Annotated in this window: 20 protein-coding genes; 3 read left to right on the plus strand and 17 right to left on the minus strand. The window is 60.4% G+C overall.

What is annotated here, in order from left to right; genetic code table 11:
• Positions 1–2 precede the first annotated feature (2 nt).
• The 6 genes from CWS72_RS03905 to CWS72_RS03930 form a co-directional block, all read right to left on the minus strand.
• Positions 3–1,400 carry an L-fucose/L-arabinose isomerase family protein gene (locus CWS72_RS03905; protein WP_101249470.1) on the minus strand — a complete coding sequence of 466 codons (1,398 nt, stop codon included), beginning with the start codon at positions 1,398–1,400 and terminating at the stop codon, positions 3–5.
• Positions 1,401–1,652: 252 nt separating this feature from the next.
• Positions 1,653–2,612: a galactofuranose ABC transporter, galactofuranose-binding protein YtfQ gene (gene ytfQ / locus CWS72_RS03910; protein ID WP_101249268.1), complete on the minus strand. Its 960-nt coding sequence runs from the start codon at positions 2,610–2,612 to the stop codon at positions 1,653–1,655.
• Between the two features lie 87 nt (positions 2,613–2,699).
• A complete protein-coding gene (locus CWS72_RS03915) occupies positions 2,700–3,755 on the minus strand; it encodes an aldose epimerase family protein (protein WP_241911566.1) in 1,056 nt (351 codons plus the stop codon).
• Positions 3,756–3,805: 50 nt separating this feature from the next.
• Positions 3,806–4,780, minus strand: coding sequence for a galactofuranose ABC transporter, permease protein YjfF (gene yjfF / locus CWS72_RS03920; protein ID WP_101249269.1), 975 nt, complete (start codon positions 4,778–4,780; stop codon positions 3,806–3,808).
• Positions 4,777–5,796 carry an ABC transporter permease gene (locus CWS72_RS03925; RefSeq protein WP_241911567.1) on the minus strand — a complete coding sequence of 340 codons (1,020 nt, stop codon included), beginning with the start codon at positions 5,794–5,796 and terminating at the stop codon, positions 4,777–4,779. Before CWS72_RS03925 ends, yjfF begins: the two co-directional genes overlap by 4 nt.
• Before the next feature lie 12 nt (positions 5,797–5,808).
• Complete coding sequence (locus tag CWS72_RS03930; protein ID WP_101249473.1) at positions 5,809–7,329, minus strand: sugar ABC transporter ATP-binding protein; 1,521 nt, start codon at positions 7,327–7,329, stop codon at positions 5,809–5,811.
• Between the two features lie 389 nt (positions 7,330–7,718).
• Between CWS72_RS03930 and CWS72_RS03935 the strand changes: the two genes are divergently transcribed.
• Both CWS72_RS03935 and CWS72_RS03940 read left to right on the plus strand, forming a co-directional pair.
• Entirely contained in the window at positions 7,719–8,759 is a 1,041-nt protein-coding gene (locus tag CWS72_RS03935; protein ID WP_101249474.1) for a LacI family DNA-binding transcriptional regulator, read from the plus strand.
• Positions 8,760–8,774: 15 nt separating this feature from the next.
• The gene (locus CWS72_RS03940) at positions 8,775–10,034 is read left to right on the plus strand and encodes an MFS transporter (RefSeq protein ID WP_101249270.1); all 1,260 of its coding nucleotides are present in this window, start codon (positions 8,775–8,777) and stop codon (positions 10,032–10,034) included.
• Positions 10,035–10,093: 59 nt separating this feature from the next.
• On the opposite strand, the gene CWS72_RS03945 is transcribed toward CWS72_RS03940, so the two are convergent.
• From CWS72_RS03945 to CWS72_RS27335, 3 genes are all read right to left on the minus strand, one after another.
• Positions 10,094–12,367 (minus strand): MtrB/PioB family outer membrane beta-barrel protein, encoded by a 2,274-nt coding sequence (locus CWS72_RS03945; protein ID WP_158240499.1) that lies wholly within the window; start codon positions 12,365–12,367, stop codon positions 10,094–10,096.
• A 28-nt stretch (positions 12,368–12,395) separates the two neighbouring features.
• Positions 12,396–13,355, minus strand: coding sequence for a DmsE family decaheme c-type cytochrome (locus CWS72_RS03950; protein ID WP_101249272.1), 960 nt, complete (start codon positions 13,353–13,355; stop codon positions 12,396–12,398).
• Between the two features lie 303 nt (positions 13,356–13,658).
• On the minus strand, positions 13,659–13,907 hold the full coding sequence (locus CWS72_RS27335) for a hypothetical protein (protein WP_199175535.1): 249 nt from the start codon (positions 13,905–13,907) through the stop codon (positions 13,659–13,661).
• A 54-nt stretch (positions 13,908–13,961) separates the two neighbouring features.
• Between CWS72_RS27335 and CWS72_RS03955 the strand changes: the two genes are divergently transcribed.
• Entirely contained in the window at positions 13,962–14,636 is a 675-nt protein-coding gene (locus CWS72_RS03955) for a GntR family transcriptional regulator (RefSeq protein WP_199175536.1), read from the plus strand.
• A 44-nt stretch (positions 14,637–14,680) separates the two neighbouring features.
• Here the strand turns inward: CWS72_RS03955 and mdcH are convergent, their stop codons facing one another.
• The 8 genes from mdcH to kdsA all read right to left on the minus strand — a co-directional run bounded on the left by mdcH (position 14,681) and on the right by kdsA (position 22,337).
• Complete coding sequence (mdcH, locus tag CWS72_RS03960) at positions 14,681–15,622, minus strand: malonate decarboxylase subunit epsilon (RefSeq protein ID WP_101249274.1); 942 nt, start codon at positions 15,620–15,622, stop codon at positions 14,681–14,683.
• A complete protein-coding gene (locus CWS72_RS03965; RefSeq protein ID WP_101249275.1) occupies positions 15,619–16,260 on the minus strand; it encodes a malonate decarboxylase holo-ACP synthase in 642 nt (213 codons plus the stop codon). Before CWS72_RS03965 ends, mdcH begins: the two co-directional genes overlap by 4 nt.
• Positions 16,245–17,075: a biotin-independent malonate decarboxylase subunit gamma gene (mdcE, locus tag CWS72_RS03970; RefSeq protein WP_101249276.1), complete on the minus strand. Its 831-nt coding sequence runs from the start codon at positions 17,073–17,075 to the stop codon at positions 16,245–16,247. The genes CWS72_RS03965 and mdcE overlap by 16 nt, the downstream gene beginning before the upstream one ends.
• Entirely contained in the window at positions 17,072–17,938 is an 867-nt protein-coding gene (locus CWS72_RS03975) for a biotin-independent malonate decarboxylase subunit beta (protein WP_101249277.1), read from the minus strand. The genes mdcE and CWS72_RS03975 overlap by 4 nt, the downstream gene beginning before the upstream one ends.
• Positions 17,935–18,228 carry a malonate decarboxylase subunit delta gene (locus tag CWS72_RS03980; protein ID WP_101249278.1) on the minus strand — a complete coding sequence of 98 codons (294 nt, stop codon included), beginning with the start codon at positions 18,226–18,228 and terminating at the stop codon, positions 17,935–17,937. The genes CWS72_RS03975 and CWS72_RS03980 overlap by 4 nt, the downstream gene beginning before the upstream one ends.
• A gap of 48 nt (positions 18,229–18,276) precedes the next feature.
• Complete coding sequence (gene mdcA, locus CWS72_RS03985) at positions 18,277–19,938, minus strand: malonate decarboxylase subunit alpha (RefSeq protein ID WP_101249279.1); 1,662 nt, start codon at positions 19,936–19,938, stop codon at positions 18,277–18,279.
• Positions 19,939–20,183: 245 nt separating this feature from the next.
• Complete coding sequence (gene eno, locus CWS72_RS03990; RefSeq protein ID WP_101249280.1) at positions 20,184–21,464, minus strand: phosphopyruvate hydratase; 1,281 nt, start codon at positions 21,462–21,464, stop codon at positions 20,184–20,186.
• A gap of 27 nt (positions 21,465–21,491) precedes the next feature.
• Complete coding sequence (gene kdsA, locus CWS72_RS03995; protein ID WP_101249281.1) at positions 21,492–22,337, minus strand: 3-deoxy-8-phosphooctulonate synthase; 846 nt, start codon at positions 22,335–22,337, stop codon at positions 21,492–21,494.
• Positions 22,338–22,339: the final 2 nt, after the last annotated feature.

The raw sequence follows: 22,339 nt of genomic DNA on the forward strand, positions 1-22,339 counted from the left end.
ACTCAGGCATGCCGATAGATGTCCCACCCGAGATAGCGGGTGGTGGCCTCGTAGACGGCATCCGCGACAGTGGAAAAATTGGCGGCGACATGATGCTCGAATCCCTTCTCGCAAATCATGCGCAACAGCACCTGCAGGTTGTCGATCTCGACGACACCGGCCCCCCCGAAGGTTTCAAGCGGATCGTCGGTAAACCGCCCCTCTCCGATATAGCCGCGGATTCGCCCCGACAGGTCGTCCGTACTGAAACGGACGAAGGACATCGCACCCGACCGCACGCGTCCGGAACAGGTTCCATAAGTGTTGTCCCGTCCCACCGTGTCGGCGATGATCGCCTGATAGTCCATCGTGGCATCCGGCAGGAAATGCTTCGGCAGGTTGCTGCAGTGGAAACAGACGGCCTTGTTCGGGTCGTAGCCGTAATTGTTGTTCCAGTCGAGAAGAGCACTCGGCGTCTGCGACGCCAGACTGAGCGCGTGCATGCCGATCAAACCACAGATGTCGACCTCGCAGGCGCTCGACATCAATTCGTTGCTCATCATGCTCATGATCGTACAGGGAACGACGCCGAAGTATTCCTCGATCGACGTCCAGCATTGGACGGCGCTGACCTGGACGTCGACTTCCGCCATCCATTGATCGACCACCGCCCCCAGCTTGGCCATCTTCAGCAGGGCCTCCTTCGGCACCCCCTTCGTCGGCACATAATTCTCAATGGCCTGCAATTTCGCTTGAGCGGCCTCATCCTGATCCTTCATGCGGGTGACGCGCCCCAGGATTTCGGAAAGATCCAGCGTTTCGACGGAAATACCGGAGGCCTCCAGCATCTTTTCGCTGTAGCGCACCGTATTGAAGGCGGCGGGCCGCGCACCGATGGCGCCGATCCGCAGATTGCGCAATCCATTGACCACCCTGCAGACGGAGCCGAACCAGTCGAGATCCTTCTTGAACTCGGCCGTATCGGGGGCAACCGTGTGCTGAGTCGTCAAGGAATAGGAGATGCCGTACTGCCGCAGGTTGTTGCAGGCCGACATCTTGCCGCAGAAACTGTCGCGGCGGGTGTGCTGCCCCATCTGAGAGGGACTGTCTGGCGTGGCCTGAACCAGCACCGGAACGTCGAGCTTGGCCCAACGAAGAGTATCGGCGATGGGACGTTCCTCGCCGAAATTCGGCAGCGTGACGATCACCCCGTCGATCCGCGCGCTGTTGGCCCGGAACAATTCCGCGCAACGCTTGGCGTCCTCGTAAGTTTGCACGGCGCCATGCTTGGTCTGTTCGGGACTGAGGACCACGACGTCGAAGCCCGCCCCCTCCAACACCTTGATCATTTCCTCGCGTCCCGACCGAGCCAAATGGTCAGGAAAGAACCCGCGGCTACCGACGATTACACCCATCGTCATCTTTTTCCTGGACATCGCCTTCTCCAACACGAACCAGCAAACGCAAAAACAAATAACTTCAAATATAAATATCGATTATTTAAAGATAAAAATAGACACTACCAACACATTATCATGTGATGGATGAAAACTTATAAAATGAGTAAACGTTTTCTCAGATAACGTTACGTATGAAAAACCTCACTGTCAATTTTAAATTGCGTTAACAACCCTGCCGATGACGATATTCATCGGCAGGGTTTCAATCTATATTTAATAGAGGTCCTTGCGCCGCTCATATTCGGCGCGGGCACTGTCCGGCTCGTAAAGCTTGGTGACCGTCTTGATCCATTTCGGAGGAACGACACCTTTCGTCTTGAAGGCGATCAGGGCATCGAAGGCCGGCCCAGCCATGTTCGGGGTCAATTCGACGGTGGCGTTGGCTTCCCCCTCGCCCATCGCCTTGAAGATGTCCGGAACGCCATCGATCGACACCACCAGGATGTCCTTTCCCGGCTTCAGGCCGGCCTCCTTGATGGCCTGGATACCGCCGATCGCCATGTCGTCGTTATGGGCATACATGGCGCAGATGTTCTTGTTGCCGCCCTCGGCCTTGATGAAGCTTTCCATCACTTCCTTGCCCTTGGCCCGGGTAAAGTCTCCCGACTGGGTCCGGACGATCTTCATCTGGGGATGTTCGCCGACGACCTTGTCGAATCCCTTTTTCCGGTCAATAGCCACCGAGGCACCGACGGTCCCTTGCAGTTCAACGACGTTACACTTGCCATTGGTGGCCTTGGCCAGCCAATCACCGGCCGCCTGCCCTTCGTAAACCGCGTCGGACCGCACGACGGTCAGATAAAGGGAGTCGTCCTTCACATCGATGCCGCGATCCAGGAGCATCACCGGAATCTTGGCATCTTTCGCTTCTTTGAGGACCGTTTCCCAACCCGTGGCCACGACCGGAGCAATCAGAATGGCATCCACCCCTTGCGCGATGAACGAGCGAACGGCCTTGATCTGATTTTCCTCTTTCTGCTGCGCATCGGAAATCCGCAGATCTATGCCGCGTTTGTCGGCCTCGATCTTCGATATCTTGGTTTCCGCGGCACGCCAGCCCGATTCCGAACCGATCTGGGAAAAACCGACGAGCAGTTTGTCGCCCGCTTGTGCCGAGCCCGCAACGCTCATCGCCGCAATTGCACCGGCGATAAGCACCATAGATAATCTCATGCCTTCCTCCCATTATTATAAACACAATATTCACAAAAGAAGTAATCACACACACTCACTATATATTTATGATGATTACTTCCTCTATCACTCCGCAAAGAAGTGAAAGTTCATGTTGTGATCGTACAATGCTCCGGGCGTCAAACGCGCGGAGGGGAAATGCCCAACGTTCGGGGCATTGGGAAAAGTCTGGGTTTCCAGAACGACCGCATCGAAGGGGACATAACGCGCCCCGCTCTTGCCGAAGGGACCGTCCAACGGCAGGGCGCCAGAGGCATAGAACTGCACGCCCGGCTGATCGGTTGCAACGTCCAGCCCACGTCCCGAGGCCGCGTCCGTCAGGCGAATGCGGCGTCGGATCCGACCGGACGGGCCGTTGAGGCACCAATTGTGATCGAATGCCCCGCCAGCCAGCATGTCGAGACCTGCGCCGATGGATCTGCCCCCCCGGAAATCGAATGCCGTCCCGCTCACCGGCGCCACCTCGCCGGTGGGAATCAGGTTCTCGTCCACGGGAAGATAATGGTCGGCCTCGATGGTCAGGCGGTGATCGCGGATACTTCCTGAAGCATGCCCGCCCAGATTCCAGTAACTGTGATGGACCAGGTTGACCACGCTGGGTTTGTCGACCGCCGCGGTCATCCGAATTCTCAGGTCTCCGTCATCGCCCAACTGATAGCTCGCCGAGGCGAAGAGAGTACCCGGGTATCCCTGGTCGCCATCCATCGAAATCAGCGAAAACAGCACGCGATTGGCGGCTTCGTCGGTGGAGGCACTCCAGATTCGGCGGTCGAATCCAAGACGCCCGCCGTGCAGATGGCTGACACCGCCTTCGTTGCGTTCGAGCTGAATGCTTGCCCCGTCCAGCGAAAAGGCGCCGGCGGCAATCCGATTGCTGAACCGCCCGCAGGTGGCACCGAAATATGTCTCATGTCGCACATAGCTCGGAAGATCGTCGAACCCCAAAACGATATCGGCCAACCGCCCGTCGCGATCGGGAACGTGCATCTCCGTCAACCGTGCCCCATAGGCGATCACCTTCGCCTGCATTCCCTTGGCGTTGTCGAGGACGAAGCCGGGGACCGGCAAACCGTTCAATGTTCCAAAAAGAAACGAGCGAATTCCCATGGTTTTATCTTCCATGTGTTCCTGATGATTGGGTTTGCGATGCCATGCGCCCTTTCCATGGATGATCAGGCCGGCACCGATGCACTGCCTTTCGACGACCACAGGACAAGGAGAAGGCGCTGGAATCCGATGAAAGCGAACAGGAGGGCGCCGACGGCGATCTTGGTCCACCAACTGCTCAACGTCCCATCGAAGGTAATGAAGGTCTGGATAAGCCCCTGCATCAGAACGCCGATGAAAGTACCGAAGACATATCCGTAGCCGCCGGTCAGCAGGGTCCCCCCGATCACGACGGCGGCGATGGCGTCCATTTCCGTGCCGGTGGCCGCCAGCGGATAGCCCGCCTGGGTGTAGAGTGAAAAGACTATTCCCGCCAAAGCCGCAAGGAATCCGGACAAGGTATAGATCAGGACCATCGTGCGCCCCACCGGCACCCCCATCAGACGGGCCGACGTCAAATTGCCGCCAAGGGCGAAGACATCGGCGCCGAAGCGGGTACGGTGGGCGAGAATCCCGCCAACTACGAAAACCAGCAACATGACCATGGCGATCAGACTGAGACGCCCGCTCATGACAGGCAGGGAGATATCGTTCAACTGGCTGTAGAAGGGATGATCGATCGGCAGTGAATCCGTGGTCAGCAGGAAACTCACGCCACGTGCCAGGAACATGCCGGCCAGGGTGATGATGAAGGCCGGGATGTCCAGATAATGGATGCACAACCCCATGAGGGCGCCGAAACCCGCCCCCAGGGCCAGAGCGAAGACGAACGCCAGAAGCGGAGGCAAATGCCAATGTCCGATGGCGATCGCCAGGAAAACCGTGGTGAAGGCGATCACCGAGCCAACCGAAAGATCGATCCCGCCGGACAGGATGACAAAGGTCATGCCGACCGCGATGATGCCGAGAAAGGCGTTGTCCGTCAGTAAATTTAACATAACCCTGACTGTTGCAAAGTTATGAAACTGCAGAGAACAGTACAGATATCCAAGAAGAAAAATGACTGTCGTGGCAAGAAGTGGGAGAAACCGCCTGATCATCGCCCGTCACTCCTGCTCAATAGTTTTTTCAAGGACGGTGACTGGACGAACAAAATGGCCAGCACCACCACCGATTTGACGATCAGATTGAATTCCGGCTTGAATCCACTCAACAGAATGCCGGTATTCATCGCCTGTATGATCAAGGCGCCGAGGACCGCCATCACCAGCGAAAACCGCCCGCCCAAAAGCGACGTGCCGCCGATCACCACCGCCAGAATGGCGTCGAGTTCCATCCATAATCCGGCATTATTGGCGTCGGCGCCCTTGATGTCGGCCGCCAGGACCAGTCCGGCGACCGCTGCGCAAAGACCGGACCAGACATAGACCAGGAAGAGGATCATCCGGGTATTGACCCCGGCATTGGCACTGGCCCGCCGATTGATGCCGACCGCCTCGATCAACAGGCCGAGCGCGCTCGCCCTGATCAGCAACAGGGTGATCCCCAGCATGGCCAGAACGATCACCACCGGCATCGGCAGCCCGAACGCGGATCCGCCGGACACGGCCGCCAGCCGCGGATCGACGAAGGTGACGATTCGCCCCTCCGTGATCATCTGCGCGATGCCGCGTCCGGCCACCATCAGAATGAGGGTGGCGACGATCGGCTGGATCCGCATCACCGAGACCAGCAAGCCGTTCCATAATCCACAGATCACGCCGGCCACCAGCGTCGAGCCGATGACCACCCAGATCGAAAGACCGGAATTGATCAGCACCGCGGCGGTGGAACCGGCGATAGCGATCACGGCGCCGACCGACAGATCGATCCCTCCGGTGGCGATCACCAGGGTCATGCCCAGCGAAAGAAGTGTCACCGGCGCACCACGGTTGAGAACGTCGATCACGCTGCCGAACAGCCGGCCGTCCTGAAAACGGAGATTGAAGAATTGGGGTGACACCAGCCAATCGACGAGCAGCACCAGCCCAAGCCCGACAAGCTGCGGCAGGTTCCTCGCGCAGGCGAGCCGTTTGGCCGACACTGGAAAGACGAGCAGATGCGTCATGGACATCATGGGTCCCCCTTCTCAAGCGCCGGCCGCGATTGTGGCCATGATGCCATCGGCGGTGGCCTCGTCGCCCGTCAGGGTGCCGACCTGACGGCGGTCCCGCATCACCAGGACGCGATGACTGTAGGCGACGATCTCCTCGAGTTCCGACGAGATCACGAGCATGGCCAGTCCCTCGGCGCACAGACGGTCGATCAGCCGGATGATCTCGGCATGGGCGCCCACGTCGATGCCGCGTGTCGGTTCATCCAGGATCAGGAACCGGGGCTCGGTGGCCAGCCAGCGGGCCAGCAGAGCCTTCTGCTGATTCCCGCCCGACAGAAACTGGATCGGCCGGTCGGCGTCCGGCGTGCGGATGTCGAGCTCGGCGATGAATTTCGCCGCGATTCTCTCCTGTTCGCGGAACGACAGGGGACGCAACCATCCCCGCCGCGCCTGCAGCGCGAGAATGATGTTTTCCCGCACCGACAATTCCCCGACGATACCGTCATTCTTACGATCCTCGGGGCAATAACCGAAGCCCAGACGGATGGCGTCACGGGGGGAGCGCAAGCGTACCGGCCGGCCGCCAACCGCGACGGAACCGTTTTCAACCCGCTCTAGTCCGAACAGCAGCCGGGCGGTCTCGGTGCGTCCCGACCCCAACAGGCCGGCGACGCCGACGATTTCACCGGCGCTGATCCGCAAATCGAAGGGATGGACATAGCAATGACGGCCGAAATGGTGAAAATCGACGACCGGCACGCCATCGCCGACCGGCGGACGATGCGACGGCCGGAGTTGCAGAGACGTCATCGCACGCCCCAACATCATCGACACCAGCGCAAGACGTGAAAGCTCGGACGTCTTTTCCACGCAGACCACGCGGCCATTGCGCAGCACGGTGATGCGATCCGAAACGGCATAGACCTGGTCAAGGAAATGGGTGATGAAAACGATGCCGATACCCTTGGCCTTCAACGTGCCCATCACCTGGAACAGAGTGGCCACTTCCTGCTGATCAAGGCTGGCGGTCGGTTCATCGAGAATCAGGACCTTGGCCGAAAGATCCACCGCCCGGGCGATGGCGATCACCTGCTGGATCGCGACGGAATACGCCCCCAGGGACGCCGCCGGATCGACTGACGCCAATCCATATCCGGCCAGAATATCCGCCGTCCGTCGACGCATTGCGCGGACATCGACCATTCCCCAGCGGGTCGGTTGGCGGCCCAGAAACAGATTTTCAGCAACCGACAGATTGGGGAGCAGATTGACTTCCTGGTAGACGGTGCCGATCCGCAACCGTTGCGCATCCGCCACGTCCCGTGGAGCGATATCCACGCCATCGAGACGAATCGTCCCTCCATCGCGGGGATGAACGCCGGTCAGGATCTTGATCAGTGTCGACTTCCCGGCTCCGTTTTCACCGAGCAGGGCATGCACCTCGCCCGCCCTCAGGGTGAAGTCCACGTTGTCCAGCGCCAGAACTCCGGGGAAATGCTTCACCAGTCCCCTGACTTCCAGCAGGTTTTCTACCCATTCCGCCTTTCCGGCCATTTTTTCCATCCCAGTGTCCCGTCGGCCGCTTTTTGAATGGCGGCTCTATTCCGGTTCCGTAAGCCCTTCTCCTCTCTCCGCGCCGCCGCATTTCCAGACGGGATTGTTGGAGAAAACGTTTACTCGAAGAGCTATATTCTAATTGGCCTTGCTTCTCGCCAACACAAAGCCCAGCACGCTCCCGTTATGATTGTGGTTGAATTAAACCTAACACGTTAGTCACGGATTGTCAGCGCCCACCTTACGATGTACTCCCAAAGTCGCGCAGGCCGGCGGCTCACCAGCCGGTCTCCTTACAGAAGACAGCGCCGTCCGGGTTGTGCAGAAAATGTTTCCCCTTTACGATCCCGGAGGCGTCCGCCTTGAAAAATCGCAAGAAAGAGAAGGCCTTGGATATCAGAGATATCGCCAAGCACGCGAAAGTTTCCATCGCCACGGTGTCGCGTACGATCAACCATGTCTCCACCGTGGACCCGGATCTCGCCAAGCGCGTCTGGAAGGCCATCGATGAGCTTGGATACTATCCGAATACGCAGGCCCGAACCCTGGTTTCCGGGAAAAGCCGAATTTTCGGCCTGGTCATCCCGGATATCACCAATCCATTCTTTCCGGGAATCGTTCAGGCATTCGAAGAAATCGCCATACAATACGATTATGAGATCCTTCTGACATCGACCGGCAATGATCAGCATCGCATGGAAAAGGCGATCCGCCGCATGATCGAACGTCAGGTGGATGGGGTCGCCATCATGACCTTCGGCATGGAGGAGGAACTTCTCGAACACCTCCATTTCCGCAAGATGCCCCTTGTTTTCATTGATGTCGGCCCTCCTTTGCCCCTGGTCAGCAATATCCGCATCCAATACCAGATCGGCGTGCGTCAGGCGGTGCAGCATCTGGCGTCACACCATCATCGGCGCATCGCTTTCGTATCCGGTCCGCCGGAACTGAAATCGGCAACGGCGCGGACCCTCGCCTTTCAAAACGCCATGGCTGAAAAAGGCCTCGAAGTACCGGATGGCATGATTGTCAGCGGCCATCACACCGTCGAGGGTGGACTGGCCGCCTTCGAACAACTGGCGGCCCGGACGGAACGGCCGACGGCCGTCATGTGCTCGAACGATGTCAGCGCCATCGGCGTCATGCGCAAGGCATATGAACTGGGGATTCAAGTCCCCGACGATCTCTCCGTTATCGGCTTCGACGACATCCATCTGGCCGAATTCGTCATCCCACCTCTTACCTCGATCCGCATGTCGCAAACGGAACTGGCCCGCCTGGCCTTCCACGCCTTGTTGGCCGACGTGGAAAGGACGTCGCTGCCGCCGGCCGGTACCGAATATTTTCTGACCACCGAACTGGTCCTGAGGAAATCCACGGCCCCGGTCAGGAAGCCTGCCGCGGAGCCGAGCAAGACGCACCCTTTTTAACGAACGACAAAGTCAATGTTCCGAAAACCGACGACGCCGACCATCGTATTGCTTCTGTTGTGCCTGATGTACTTCATCACTTATGTCGACCGGGTCAATGTCGGAACGGCCGCCAACGCCATCAAGACCGAGTTCCAGTTGAGCAATACAGAACTTGGGCTTGTCCTCTCGGGGTTCGCCTATCCTTACGCGCTGTTTCAAATTTTCGGCGGCTGGATTGGCGACCGTTTCGGTCCCCGTCGTACGCTGTTCGTCTGCGGTACCATCTGGGCCGTTTCGACCATGTTGACCGGTCTGGCGACGGGGTTGCTTTCCCTGTTCATCTTCCGCCTGGCGCTGGGCTTCGGCGAAGGAGCCACTTTCCCGACGGCGACGCGGGCCATGCAAAGCTGGGTGGCCGATGGCCGACGCAGCTTCGCCCAGGGACTGACCCATTCCTTCGCCCGTCTCGGCAATGCCATCACGCCACCGGTGGTGGCGGCCCTGATCGCCGCTCTGAACTGGCGTGGCGCCTTCATCGCACTGGGACTGTGCAGCCTGCTCTGGGTCATCGTATGGGGTTGGTATTTCCGGGATTCCCCCGCCGAACACAAAGGCGTGACCGCCGCCGATCTGGCACGGCTGCCGACGTCCGATGGAGCTTCCGGCCATAAGCGGAAAGCCCCGTGGGCACGATTGGCCCGACGGATCATGCCGGTAAGCGTGACCTATTTTTGCTACGCCTGGACCCTGTGGCTTTATCTGAACTGGCTTCCGTCATTCTTCCTGCAGGCCCACGGCCTGGACCTCAAACAATCGGCCCTGTTCGCCTCGGGGGTGTTTTTCGCGGGCGTCGTCGGGGACACTCTGGGCGGCACGCTCAGCGACATGATTCTGAGACGGACCGGCAAGGTGAAGCTGGCCCGCCTGTCGATGATCCTGTCCGGTCTGGGAGGCGGAGCCATCTGTCTGCTTGCCGTTTTTCTGAGCGACGATCCGGGGGTCGTCGCCCTGCTCCTGTCGGCCGGCTTTTTCTTCCTGGAATTGACCATCGCCCCCATGTGGTCGATCCCCATGGATATCGCGCCGCAATATTCAGGAACGGCCAGCGGATTGATGAACACCGGCTCGGCGATGGCCGCGATCATCTCGCCATTGGCCTTCGGCTATGTCGTCGACGTCACCGGAAACTGGATACTCCCCTTCGCCGGTTCGGTCATCCTCCTGCTCGTTGGTATCGGATCAGCCTTCCTCATGCACCCGGAACGACCGTTTCTGGATCTTCCGAACCGATAAAAAAACCCTCCGGCGGAGGTTCCGCCGGAGGGGTCGCGATCGAATACCGCCGAGGCGCTTCAGAATTTGACGCGCATCGAGGTATAGAGGCTGTGCACGCGATAGCTCGACCTGGATTCACCCGAACTCAAACTGGAGACGGAGCCGCTCGACAGAACGACGGGATCCCAACCATAGGACCAGTCGTTATCCTTGTAGAGATCGAAGCCGTAGCCGGCCATGAACGAGATGGCGGGCGTCAATTGATATTCGCCCCGCACCTTAAGGCTGTGCATCGAGGATGAGACATTGGGCAGATTTTCGACGTTCTGATAACTCTGCGTCGTCGTCGTGCTGGTAATGCCGCCGAACATGTTGTAGCCGATGTCGCCGTAGCTGAAAGTGTACTCGGTGTCGAACTTCAAACGATCGGTGGCTTTCCAGATGAGCGCCGCGCCGGCCGAATGGATGCTGTCGGTCGTGTTGACATCCCAGCCCTGGCCGGTGCTGTACTTGGCCATGCCATTGCCGCCGTTATCATAATAGATCCTCTCATAGGTATAGAACCCATGCAGGTCGACACTCTGGGTTGGCGAATAGGTCACGTCCGGCCCGATCGAGGCGTTGGAGTCACGATTGGTGCCGGTCTGGCCGTTCAGGTAATGGTAATGGTTCTCCTCCAACTGGCCGTTCAATCCCACAGACCACTCCCGGGATGCCCGGTAATTGCTGCGCAGCTTGACCCGGTCAGAGGTACGGGGCGTCTGATAGAAGGCGCCCGATAACAGAGAATTCGCCACATATTCGTAGGTCCCGGTCCGCACGCCATGCTCGTAGGCGACCGAATTGGTCAGCTTGGCGATCGAGGTGTTGCTCACCTTCATTGAGGCCGTGTTCTCGGAACTGTGTCCGACCCAGTAACCGATCGCACCACCGGCGGAAGCACCGGTGGTCGCCGTGACGCCGGCGTCGCGCCGAACGTCGTCATAAGCGTATCCGACGGTCACCTTGGTGCTGTCGAGGACGTGGTAGCCCGCCTCCATGGCCACCTTCTGCTTGGTCCAGTTTTGGTTCTTCGTATGGTACTGGTTATACCAGATACTGTTGGATGCGGCCTCGAAATAGCCGGCACCGTAAAGCGAAAGCGGATTGGAGCCCACCTCGCGCCCCTCGATGGCGTAGGTCGCCTTCAGATCCAGCTTGGGTATCGAACGGGAGTTGATCGAAACATCCCCGTTGTAGACGCGAGCCATCTGATGCGTCGTGCTGCCACTGGGATTGAGAATCATCCCCCCGTATTGGTACAGTTGCGAGAGCGGTGTCGCGGTAATCGCCGGCAGGGACACGTTTGACGATTCCAGTCCATAACGGAAATCGGTATTGACCTGCGTGGCGCGAGTCAGGCTATAGGCCGCCATGCCGCTGACATAGTGCGCATCGTTGCTGGGCGGCAGGGAATAGACGCTGGTGAATTGCCCCTCATTCCGTGTCGGTTCGCCGTTATTGTCACTGGCGAAGAACGGCGCGACGAAGGCCGAGGTATTGTCGGTAAACTGCGAATAGTCGTAGCGCAGCAACGCTTGCAGACGCTCGGTATTGTATTCGCCCTGGATGCCGAACAAGTTGGTGTCGTAATCCACCGGCTCGGGAAAAGCCGTGCCGGCGGCCGAACCCTCCAGCGTCTGCAGCTTGGTCCCCTCCTTATGCTCATGCCGAAAATCGGAGGAGATGACCCAGTTGCCGATCAGGTATTTTCCGTCGACGCCACCGATATCCCGCCGGGTACCCGCAGTTTCCTTGAGCATGGGCAGGGTGTGGGTGGCGTAATAGTTCAGATTATGCCCGCTGCCGCTGGTCACCCCGTCATAGCCGCCGAACGCCTGCAATCCGGGCGCCAGCGCCCCGCTGCTGGTATAGGGCGAATAGAAGGTCTGCCCCGTATAGGTGATGGCATCGTAAAAGGCATTGACCTTCCAGGTGCCCCGTTGTCCGGCCGTGACATTCACTTCGGATTCAGGGGCCAGGGCGTTGTTCGGCCCCTGGTGATCGAGCTGGAAGTCGAGATTTCGGCCGTCGGCCTCGAAATAATAGGTCCCGCCCGATTTGGGATCATCGCCGCCTTGCAGATGGAAGGCGCCGAGAGAACCGAATCCTCTCGAATCATGGCCGGTATAACGGCCGAATAGAGGAGAGGTTCCACTTTGGTAGCGAACGCCGACATCGACCCAATTATTGTAGTCCGATGCCTGCGCCGACGAATCGCCGCTCTGGTCAAACCCTTGCGCGGCGACGGCCATGGGCACGAGGCAAACGCCGGCCAGTGCCATGACCCGAAGGCTGAGTTGTTTTTTCATCTTACACCTCATTCATCCGATCTTGACGTCAGCGAAGGAAAGCTTCGCCGGCCGGACTGTTGGAGCCATGGATATTGGAATGGCAGTTGAGGCAGCTTCGATTGGTCAGGTAGTAGCTTTGCGTATGCCCGCCCGCCAGGGACGATTTGCCGCCGAACCAGCCACCGCTTTGGTTCGAGTTATCGCTGGCGCTATGACAACTCGAACAAAGGAAGGGTTGCCGTTCCGTCAGCAACGCGGCTTGCGGCGATCCATGAGGAGCGTGGCAGTTGTCGCAGTTCTCGCGAACCGGCTGATGCTCGAAGATGTAGGGTCCGCGCTTCTCGGCGTGGCAGGTGTAGCAGGTCGCATTGATGGTGAAGCCCTTGACCAGCTTCGGTCCCGGCGAGCCATGAACGTTATGGCAGTCCGCGCAGGAGACTTTCCCTTCCCGCACGGGATGGTGCGAATACTGGAAGCTGTCGGCCCGCTCCTTCGCATGACAGGTAAAGCAGACCTCGGGCTGGGTCGTCTTGACCAGGACCGGGTCTTTCTCCGCATGCACGGTGTGGCAGGCATTGCAGGCGACGTTATTCGCCTCATGCTGGCTCCCCACCCACTTCATCCGCTGGCCGCCACGATGGCAACCGACGCAGACCTCCGCCCGTGCTTCGGCCGGAGAGGCATCGGGCCCGGAGAACACCACGCCCGGCGGCGTCCGTTTCTGCCCCTTGGGCGGACGATTGCTCGCATGTGCGGCGCTTGGCCCGTGACAGGACTCGCAACCATGGGTTGCCGCAGGTGTCCGCGCATCACCCTTGACCGCATGCGGCGTTTTCATAATGGCATTGTAAGGAGCCTCATCATGACATTTGAGGCAGGTCTGATCCCCCTTCTCCGAGTAAAGAGCCGTGCCTTCCGGCGCCGCCCCCTCCGCGGCATATCCATTCGCGGCCCACAGAGCAGCGGAACCGCAGAGGAGACCGATCACTACATTTTTTATGCTCATAGCTTCCCCTCAGCTTCAGTATCAGAAACAAACGCTAGAATCTGTTCCTGAGCAATACGAACTTCTGAGAAGATGGCACAAATAAACAGTCACAATGAAAGCATATTAGCAGCTTTCATTACGCATATTACTTTATGTGCGTTGGTTAATGACCGATAAATTCAGAATGCCCATCGATCAACCGGTCATTTTTGACCATTCGTTTCCACCATCTATGGAATTAATTATATGTCACGCTCTCCACACCGAGTAAAACGAATGTGACATTTTTCCTGTGGTCATTCGGTTTTCGTGCACATTCTTTCACCACAGTTGCAAAAAAAACACACACCCTTCCCTTCCAACGCCGCCCCCGCCGACATTCCAAAACGGAAAGAATGAGAGATCTCGAATAAACCAACCTTTAGTATTAATACCAAAGTGATGCATGATCATCGAACCGGTTAGGTATGGAATCCCCCGCCGGATCGCTTCCGCTTTCAGCACCATTTGGTCATGCAGGCTGGGCATCGAGGTCGCCATGGAAAGGTGAAAAGCCTCGTCTTCCGCCACTTTCCTTGTATATTGTATATTCTATTCAGGACGTCATCGCGAAAGGGATGTCTGTTGAACGAGATCATCGGACAAAAATTGTCCGAGCAATTGCGCGAACGCATCGAGGACCGGATCATAACCGGCGTTTATCGGCCGGGAATGCGTCTCGACGAAACCGAATTGGCGGCATTTTTCGGCGTATCGCGAACCCCAATCCGCGAAGCGCTCATCCAATTGGCCTCGACCGGCGTCATCGAGATGCGGCCGCGGCGGGGGGCCGTGGTCGCGCAGGTGGCGCCGGACCGGCTTCAGGAAATGTTCGACGTCATGGCCGAATTGGAGGCGATGTGCGCAAGCCTGACCGCCCGAACGATCAGCGACGGCGAACGCCGGGAATTGATCGCGGCCCACCAGGCTTGCCAGACCGCGTTGAAGGAAAACGATCCCGACACCTATTACCGCGTCAACGAGGCGTTCCACCAAACACTTTACCGTCTCAGCCATAACGGATTTCTGGCCGAGCAGGCCCTGGCGCTGCAGCGACGCCTGCGGCCCTTCCGACGTCTGCAATTGCGGATGCCGGGACGCATGGCCTCGTCCTTCGGAGAACATTCGGAAGTGCTGGAGGCGATCCTGGCCGGAAATCCGGCAGGAGCGGCCGATTGTCTGCGCTCGCATGTCTGTATGCAAGGCGATCGCTTCGCCAATCTGTTGGCCCTGATCGAAAGCGAAAGCGCGGTGGCGTGATCCGGCCTTGAAAGGACGGCCACGCTCGCCGTCCGGCCTGGAAATTATCGCTCTTCGTCCAGGCGCCGCTCGCGGTCGGCCAGGATGGTGATGGTTTCAAGCGGGGTTTCCTCGGCGGCGATGGCACGCGCGTCATCGAACACGGCAGCCGCCAGATTGGTCAGGACGTGACCCGGCGGCATTTCAATAAATAACCGGGCCCCCAATTCGTAGAGCAGCACGCTGCCGTCGTGCCATCGCACCGGATACATGACATTCCCGGCAAGATCGGCGCGGATCAACTCGGGGTCGCGCGTCGCTCGCGCCCGCCGATTGTCGACATAGACGCATTCGGGTATTGCCATCGGGATCTCGGCGATGGCCTTGGCCAGAACCCGGGCAACCTTTTCCAACAGCGGACAATGGGATGGTACGCCGACCGCCATCCGCTCGGCCTTGCGGGCACCGGCGGCGCGTGCCAGGCCGAGGATGGCCTCGAGGCCATCCTCGGCGCCGGCGATGACGAATTGCGTCGGCGCATTGAGATTGGCCAGATAAACCGGCGCCGCCTGATCAAAATTTTCCTCGATCAGGCCGGCCAGGCGCCGCTCGTCCAATCCGACCACGGCAGCCAAGCCATAACCGGTGGGATAGGCCTGTTCCATCAATTGAGCGCGCAGGCGAACCAGCGGCAATCCGTCGGCAAAGGTCAGGGAGCCACCGGCGATGGCCGCGCTGAAGGCACCGACCGACAAACCGGCAACGCCATCGGGGCGAACGCCGCTTGCCCCAGCCAGCCTGGCAAGGGCAACACCGGCCGTGACCGTCGCGATCTGCACGGCGACCGTCGAGGCCAAAGCCCCCGCGTCATCGAGGGCGAGGACATCCTGTCCCAGGATTTCACCGGCTTCGGCCAGGGTGGCGGCGACGACCGGATGGTCGGGCAGACGGTGAAGGAAGCCGGGCGTCTGGGCGCCTTGTCCGGGAAACAGGAACGCAATGCTCATCGCCGTTGATCCTTCCATGGATTCTCGATCAATTCCACGCCGGTCAACGTCCGCAAGGCGATGCGGCGGGGCGCCCGGGCGAATTCGGCCAGGGCGACCCAACCGGACGTCAGCGCCATCTGCCCGTCGATACGGACCGGGAAGGCGCCGAGGGCATCGTGAAGTCGAGCGATGTTTTGCGGTGTCGGAGGGGCATGGGGGCAGATCAGAAGATCGATATCGCTGGCCGCCGTCATCGTCGGCTTGCCGCTGGCCAATTCGAACCCGGCGCTCCCCGTCGGTCCCCAGGGAAGTCCGGCCTCGACCATCAGAACATCAATGGCGGCCAGGATGGTGAAATGAGGAAGCTCGGCGGCACGTGGCGCCGTACGCCACGCCGCGCGGGCCGTCAGATCCTGCGGCCGAACGACACGGCGTACGCATTTTTCATCCAGCCAGCCGGCAAAACGGCGTTCGCGGCCGACGCCACGAACGCCTATCGGAAGACGCCCGCCTGAAATAGGAACCCGCCGAACCACCACCAGCGGAGCGGCGGCCAGGCTTTCAGGCACCCAGGCGGGAAGCGGACCATCGCCGACGATGGCGTCGATCCGCTCCGGTTCCACCAGATCGTGCGGACGGATCAGGGCGCCGCCCATTGTTCCGCCATGCGACGGCGAACCTCGATGGAGGCGGCGCGAACCTTGTGGGCGGCGGGCGATGTCAAACGGTTGTCGAGACCGGTTCCGCCGGATTTCGCACTGGCGATGGCCGCCGTGACCTCAGCCTTGATGCGCTCGATATCGGCGGCGCCCGGAGCGTCGGCGTTCACGCCGCTGATCAGCGCGTGCAATATCCCAAGCTTGGCGTAGTTACGGATGTTGTAGGACATCGGCAACACCGTCTCGCCAAGGACATCCAATTCCTCGACACTGCGTTTGGTGACGCGCGCCGCCGCCGCCTTACCCATGGCGTGGACCAAGACCTCGGAATCGTCGAGGGCGACGATGCGATTGGCCTGATAGCCATGCGCCAGAAAGGCGCCGGACATGGCGCGGCCGACCAGCAACGCCACAACGGGATGACCGGCCAGACGGGCGCTGGCATAAGCGTCGACCGCCGCCGCGCAGGCCAGATGGATGCCGATCAGCTCTTCCCGGCGGCCATAAGCCTGGCTCGGTACATCGACCACGGCGACGATGGGCCGGCGGGCACCGTCACCATCGCTGTCGATAGCCTGCCGCACGAACCGGGCCAAGGTCCATCCCTGCTCCAGCCCAACTTCACCTTGGCGGGCACGGGGAAAACGGCTGTCGGGATCGGGCACCACCGCCAGAAAGCGGGTGACCGCGCCGGCGAAAGTGATGTCGGCGCATCGCACGGACGGGGGAGCCTGTTCGACCAGACCCGACTGGCCGGTCAGCGCCTCGAACCAGATTTGGCCACGGCTGATGCCGTCGCGATGATTGCTCATGCCTGTTCTCCTTTTCCCCACAGGGCGCGCAGGGCCGGCCCATCGGTGACGAGGGCTGGATCGATGGCAACGAGGCGTGCCAGAAACTGCGGGATTTGCTGGCTGCGATAGCTGTCCGGCTGACCGGCCCTGAAGGCGGCGCGCACGGCCTCGGCGATGGCATCGGCGTCGTCCTCGACCAATTGGTCGACCAGTCCGACGGCGGCCCGTTGCTCGCCACCGATCAAACTCCAGATCAGCCGCTTGTCCGAAGCGTCCAACTCGGCGATACCAGCCTCCTGTTCGATCACTTCCGGCCCGTTCATGCCCAGACGGGCCTGCGGGGTAACGATCAAATGGCTGCACAGGGCGGCGGCCAGCGACATGCCGCCGAAACAACCGACCAAACCGGCGATGATGCCGACCACCGGCACATGGGGACGCAAGGCAATGATGGCGGCGTGAATCTCGGCGATCACCGCCAGCCCCAGATTGGCCTCCTGCAGCCGGACGCCCCCGGTTTCCAACAGAAGAACCGGTCGCGTCGGGATGCCCCTTTCATGGTCCTGGCGGGCCAGATCCAGCGCCGCGGCGATCTTCATGCCGGCGATCTCGCCCATGCTGCCGCCTTGAAAGGCGCTTTCGATGCCGGCAACCACCGCCGGCTGGCCATCGATCAGACCCCGGGCGACGACCACGCCGTCATCTTCCTGCGGAACGATGTCCTGCATTTCGAGCCAAGGGGAGTGGAGCCGGTCGAAGGGGCCCAACAATTCACGCCAGGTCCCGGCATCCAGCAGAGCCTTTGTCCGTTCGCGGGCGGACAGTTCGATGAAGCTCTTTCTGGACAGCAGCCGGTCCAGATCGGTGACGGCGGCGGTCATTGCCGGCTCTCCTCGACGGCTTGCTCCAGACGCAGCGCCACCATGCCGGGGGTCGCTCCGAAGTCGTTGATCTCGATGCGGACCGCCTTGCGGAAGCGGGTGAAGAAGCGGTCCAAAACGTTCTTCCAGACCTGGCCATAGCCATCGACGCTGGTATTGATGCGCACATGCGCCGTCTGATCCGGCGAAGGCTCCAGCAGAACCTCCAGATCCCCGGACCCGACCACGCCGACATGGGCGCGCGCCGTGGCTTTCTGGTCCGCTGGATAGTCGAATGTGAATGTTTCCATTGCTGTCATCTCCAGGGAGAGAATTCGCTCTTGGGGGGCATCGCCGCCTCACCAGGTCCGGAAGCGGGCCGGCGGCTGGTAAAGCCCGCCCGACCAGGCCGACAACTCTTCGATGCTGCGGGCGGCCAGCAGGGAGCGCTTGGCATCGCCGCGCCGCACGCCCATGTCCTCGGGGTAGGCGACGATGCCGCGTTGGCGCAAATCCTCGGTCTTGCGGGGATTCGCCTTCAGGCCGACCGGCGTGGCGCCGGCCACGGCGGCGATGGCGGCCCGGCGTTCCTCGATGCCGTCGGCCTTGAACAAATAGGCGATGCCTTCCTCGGTCACCACATGGCTGACGTCGTCGCCATAGATCATCACCGGGGCAACCGGCATGTTGGCGTTCTTGCCCACCTGCACGGCGTCCAGGGACTCGACGATCACCGGTTCGCCGCCTTTCTGATAGGTCTCGGCCAACTGGACCACCAGCTTGCGACCGCGAACCACCTCGGAATCGGCGGTGATCAGACTCAACCAGGCGGGCGTGCTGTGACGCCGGCCCTTGGGATCGTGTCCCATGTTGGGCGCGCCGCCGAAGCCGGCCAGACGGCCCATGGTGACGGTCGAGGAATTGCCGTCGGGATCCATCTGCAAGGTCGAACCGATGAACAGATCGACGCCATATTGGCCGGCCAACTGGCACAACACGCGATTGGACCGCAGGCTGCCGTCATGGCCGGTAAAGAAGACGTCGGGCCGCGCCCGGATATAGTCCTCCATCCCGACCTCGCTGCCGAAGCAATGGACGCTTTCGACCCAGCCGCTTTCGATGGCGGGAATCAGCGTCGGATGGGGGTTCAGGGTCCAGTTGCGGCAGATCTTGCCCTTGAGGCCCAGGGACGCGCCGTAGGTCGGCAGCAACAGTTCGATGGCGGCGGTGTCGAAACCGATGCCATGGTTGAGCGAGGTGACGCCGTGGCGTTCGTAGATGCCGCGGATCACCATCATGCCCATCAGAATCTGCAGCTCGTTGATAATCCGGGGATCGCGGGTGAACAGCGGTTCGATGGCGAATGGGCGGTCGGCCACCACCACCAGATCGATCCAGCTGCCGGGAATGTCGACGCGCGGCAGTTCATCGGTCAACTCGTTGACCTGGGCGATGACGATGCCCTGCCGGAAGGCGGTGGCCTCGACGATGGTCGGCGTATCCTCGGTGTTCGGCCCGGTATAAAGATTGCCCTGGGCGTCGGCCTTTTCGGCGCAGACGAGGGCGATGTTCGGGGTCAGGTCGACGAACATCCGGGCATAGAGTTCGACATAGGTGTAGATGGCCCCGATCTCCAGCTTCCGATCCTCAAGAAGCTGGGCGACGCGCAGGCTTTGCGGCCCGGCGAAGGCGAAATCGACCTTTCTGGCGATGCCTTTTTCGAACAGGGTCAGATGTTCGCGCCGGCTGATGCTGGAAATCAGAAGATGCAAATCATGGATCTTCCTGGCATCGACCTCGGCCAGCGAGCGCGACAGGAAATCGGCCTGCTTCTGGTTGTTGCCTTCCAGCGCCACGCGATCCCCGGAATGGACCAGCACTTCCAGCGCCTCGACGATCCGGGAGGACGGCAGAACCTTGCCGGAAAGCCAGGGGGCGACGGCGGCCAGGCGCCGAGCCTTGTCTTGCCCGCGTTTGTTCCAGGATCGCGGGGCGGTCCCGGTATCCAAGCTTTGCACCATCAGCAGACTCCTAAAATTCGGTCACGGGACGGCACCGTTCGAACGACGAAGACGGCCCGGCCAGGATACCTTGGCATCCAACATGTATACAAAATACAGGATTTTGTGTATCTGACAACGGGATTGCTGCGAGGCAATCGCTTGAATGCGCCTGAGGCGCCGTTGCGAAAAAAAGGGACCGCCGAAGCGATCCCTTTTTCCGTAAAGTCTGTCTTGTGAGTGGCGTCCCGATACCGGGACCGGTCTTATTTACGGCGCAGAATGCTGCGGCCGGCGAATTGAGCGATCGGGCCCAATTCCTCTTCGATGCGGATCAACTGGTTGTACTTGGCCAGACGATCGGAACGCGACAGCGAGCCCGTCTTGATCTGGCCGGCATTGGTCGCCACCGCCAGATCGGCGATGGTGGCGTCCTCGGTCTCGCCCGAACGGTGCGACAGGACGGCGGTGTAGCCGGCCTTATGCGCCATCTCGACGGCTTCCAGGGTTTCGGACAGGGTGCCGATCTGGTTGACCTTGACCAGGATCGAGTTGCCGATGCCCTGCTCGATGCCGCGGGCCAGACGCTGCGGATTGGTGACGAACAGATCGTCGCCGACCAACTGCACCTTTTCCCCCAGGGCGTCGGTCAGCAGCTTCCAGCCTTCCCAATCGTCCTCGGCCATGCCGTCTTCGATGGAGATGATCGGATAGTTGGCGACCAGCTTCGACCAGTATTTGACGAAGGCCTTGCTGTCGAGCGTCTTCTTCTCGCCAGCCAGGACATATTTGCCATCCTTGAAGAATTCGGTCGACGCGGCGTCGACCGCCAGGCAGACGTCGTCGCCCGGCTTGTAGCCGGCAGCCTCGACGGCCTTCAAAACGAAATCCAGCGCAGCTTCCGTGCTCTTCAGATTGGGGGCGAAACCACCCTCGTCACCGACGTTGGTGTTGTGGCCGGCGTCCTTCAGAGCCTTCTTCAGTGCCTGGAACACTTCCGAGCCGATCCGCACCGCGTCGGCGACATTGGCCGCCCCGACGGGCTGAATCATGAATTCCTGGATGTCGATGGGATTGTCGGCGTGCGCGCCACCGTTGATGATGTTCATCATCGGGACCGGCAGGGTGTGGGCGAAGGTGCCGCCGACATAACGATAAAGCTGCAGACCGGCCTCTTCGGCGGCAGCCTTGGCCACGGCCAGGGAAACACCGAGGATGGCATTGGCGCCCAGGCGGGCCTTGTTCGGCGTGCCGTCCAGTTCGATCATCGTCCGATCGACATGCAACTGGTCTTCGGCGTCGAAGCCAGCCAGAGCATCGTAGATTTCGCCGTTAACCCCTTCGACGGCCTTCAGAACGCCCTTTCCGCCATAGCGCTTCTTGTCGCCGTCACGCAGTTCGACCGCTTCATGGGCGCCGGTCGAGGCACCTGACGGTACAGCGGCCCGACCAAATGCGCCAGACTCAAGGATGACATCGACTTCGACGGTGGGATTGCCGCGCGAATCGAGGATTTCACGCGCATGGATATCGGTAATCGCAGACATCGGCTGCAGTCTCCTCTGGAAAAAATATCAAAGACTATGAAGTGGCCTGGCTTTGGACAAACGATCGAAGGCAGCCAGGGTGGCGATGAATTCAGGCATCTCGGCCAGCGGAATCATGTTGGGCCCGTCGGACGGTGCGCAATCGGGGTTCTCGTGAGCTTCGGCGAAAACGGCGGCGACACCGATGGATACGGCGGCCCGCGCCAGGACGGGCGCGAACTCCCGCTGACCGCCGGAACTGCTGCCCTGGCCTCCCGGTTGCTGCACCGAATGGGTCGCGTCGAACACCACCGGACAGCCGGTTCTGGCCATGATCGGCAAGCTGCGCATGTCGGTGACCAGGGTGTTGTAGCCGAAACTGGCGCCACGCTCGCACAGCATCACGCGATCGTTGCCGGTGCTCTCGATCTTCTTGGCGACATTGACCATGTCCCAGGGAGCGAGAAACTGGCCTTTCTTGACGTTGATCGCCCGGCCGGTGGCACCGGCCGCCAGCAGAAGATCGGTCTGCCGGCACAGGAAGGCGGGAATCTGCAAGACGTCGACAGCCTCGGCGACGGGAGCGCACTGCCCGGCGTTATGCACGTCGGTCAACACCGGAATGCCGAGGCTTTCGCGGATTTCCGCGAAAACCGGCAATGCCGCCTCCAAACCGACGCCGCGCTGACCGGCCACGCTGGTGCGGTTGGCCTTGTCGAAGGAGGTCTTATAGATCAGCCCGACCCCCTCCTTGTCGCACATATCCTTGAGAGCCAGCGCCGTTTCCAGCGCATGGGAACGGCTTTCCATCTGACAGGGGCCGGCGATCAGCACGAAAGGCAGATCATTACCGAGGGTAAGCGAGCCGATGGTGATGTGTCGTGCTTCTGTCATGC

The organism is Telmatospirillum siberiense (genome assembly GCF_002845745.1).
In the GTDB taxonomy this organism is placed as follows: domain Bacteria; phylum Pseudomonadota; class Alphaproteobacteria; order Rhodospirillales; family Magnetospirillaceae; genus Telmatospirillum; species Telmatospirillum siberiense.

What these genes read in the sequence shown, in the direction of transcription:
- CWS72_RS03905 (WP_101249470.1), bottom strand. Translation starts at nt 1,400, where the DNA reads ATGACGATGGGTGTAATCGTCGGTAGCCGCGGGTTCTTTCCTGACCAT.
- ytfQ (WP_101249268.1), bottom strand. Translation starts at nt 2,612, where the DNA reads ATGAGATTATCTATGGTGCTTATCGCCGGTGCAATTGCGGCGATGAGC.
- CWS72_RS03915 (WP_241911566.1), bottom strand. Translation starts at nt 3,755, where the DNA reads ATGGAAGATAAAACCATGGGAATTCGCTCGTTTCTTTTTGGAACATTG.
- yjfF (WP_101249269.1), bottom strand. Translation starts at nt 4,780, where the DNA reads ATGATCAGGCGGTTTCTCCCACTTCTTGCCACGACAGTCATTTTTCTT.
- CWS72_RS03925 (WP_241911567.1), bottom strand. Translation starts at nt 5,796, where the DNA reads ATGATGTCCATGACGCATCTGCTCGTCTTTCCAGTGTCGGCCAAACGG.
- CWS72_RS03930 (WP_101249473.1), bottom strand. Translation starts at nt 7,329, where the DNA reads ATGGCCGGAAAGGCGGAATGGGTAGAAAACCTGCTGGAAGTCAGGGGA.
- CWS72_RS03940 (WP_101249270.1), top strand. Translation starts at nt 8,775, where the DNA reads ATGTTCCGAAAACCGACGACGCCGACCATCGTATTGCTTCTGTTGTGC.
- CWS72_RS03945 (WP_158240499.1), bottom strand. Translation starts at nt 12,367, where the DNA reads ATGAAAAAACAACTCAGCCTTCGGGTCATGGCACTGGCCGGCGTTTGC.
- CWS72_RS03950 (WP_101249272.1), bottom strand. Translation starts at nt 13,355, where the DNA reads ATGAGCATAAAAAATGTAGTGATCGGTCTCCTCTGCGGTTCCGCTGCT.
- mdcH (WP_101249274.1), bottom strand. Translation starts at nt 15,622, where the DNA reads ATGAGCATTGCGTTCCTGTTTCCCGGACAAGGCGCCCAGACGCCCGGC.
- CWS72_RS03965 (WP_101249275.1), bottom strand. Translation starts at nt 16,260, where the DNA reads ATGGGCGGCGCCCTGATCCGTCCGCACGATCTGGTGGAACCGGAGCGG.
- mdcE (WP_101249276.1), bottom strand. Translation starts at nt 17,075, where the DNA reads ATGAGCAATCATCGCGACGGCATCAGCCGTGGCCAAATCTGGTTCGAG.
- CWS72_RS03975 (WP_101249277.1), bottom strand. Translation starts at nt 17,938, where the DNA reads ATGACCGCCGCCGTCACCGATCTGGACCGGCTGCTGTCCAGAAAGAGC.
- CWS72_RS03980 (WP_101249278.1), bottom strand. Translation starts at nt 18,228, where the DNA reads ATGGAAACATTCACATTCGACTATCCAGCGGACCAGAAAGCCACGGCG.
- mdcA (WP_101249279.1), bottom strand. Translation starts at nt 19,938, where the DNA reads ATGGTGCAAAGCTTGGATACCGGGACCGCCCCGCGATCCTGGAACAAA.
- eno (WP_101249280.1), bottom strand. Translation starts at nt 21,464, where the DNA reads ATGTCTGCGATTACCGATATCCATGCGCGTGAAATCCTCGATTCGCGC.
- kdsA (WP_101249281.1), bottom strand. Translation starts at nt 22,337, where the DNA reads ATGACAGAAGCACGACACATCACCATCGGCTCGCTTACCCTCGGTAAT.